At 45.7% G+C, this 661-nt stretch carries 1 protein-coding gene and 1 pseudogene; both read right to left on the bottom strand.

The features are described 5' to 3' along the window. Window positions 1–226: pseudogene (locus tag R7044_RS25880) on the bottom strand (allophanate hydrolase); the annotation flags it as partial. Further along, window positions 223–661: 5-oxoprolinase subunit B family protein (locus R7044_RS25885; protein WP_225456082.1), on the bottom strand; the 439-nt coding region annotated here is incomplete at its 5' end. The gene R7044_RS25885 and the pseudogene R7044_RS25880, both read right to left, overlap by 4 nt.

A 661-nucleotide genomic window follows, 5' to 3' on the forward strand; every position in this document is an offset into this window, starting at 1 on the left:
TTGCCAGGTGACAGTCTTGTAAGGCGACAAAACAAGCATTGCCTAGCGTAATCTCGATTGCTGAGCAATTCACACGATTTCCAAGTAGATGATTAGCCCAACTGTAGGCGTAATCATCAACAGGGCCACCTTGCGTTATCCCGATGTGAGCAAGACCAAAACGGCCAAAGTCTTGAATCAATGACAAAGGCCCTGACTTTTCAACTAATAATCCTGATGCGCTCATAACGATCCCCCTAGCTCAAGAAATTCCTGTTTTGATACCGTATAAAACGTGACCTTGTCACCAACTTCAAAAGCAATAAAAGGAGGAGTATCCGAAAAGAGTGAGAGAGGAGAACGACCTATGATATTCCAACCACCTGGACTGTCTGATGGGTAAACGGCGGTCTTACTATCGGCAATGCCGACACTTCCTGATGGCACAAACGTTCTCGGCGTTTTTAACCTAGGCATGGTGATACTCTCTTCGACATCAGAAAGAAAGGCGAAGCCAGGTGCGAACCCAATCGCGGAAACGGTATATACCGGCTTTGTATGAGCATCAATAAGCGCGCCGAGATCAATGCCTTGTTCTTCAAAACGCTTCAAATCTAAAGCAGTTTCTTCCGAGTAATAAACGGGTATCGAAATTTCGTTAGGCTCAGCCTTGTCGGCTTTA

Source organism: Vibrio sp. 1402 (genome assembly GCF_033340275.1).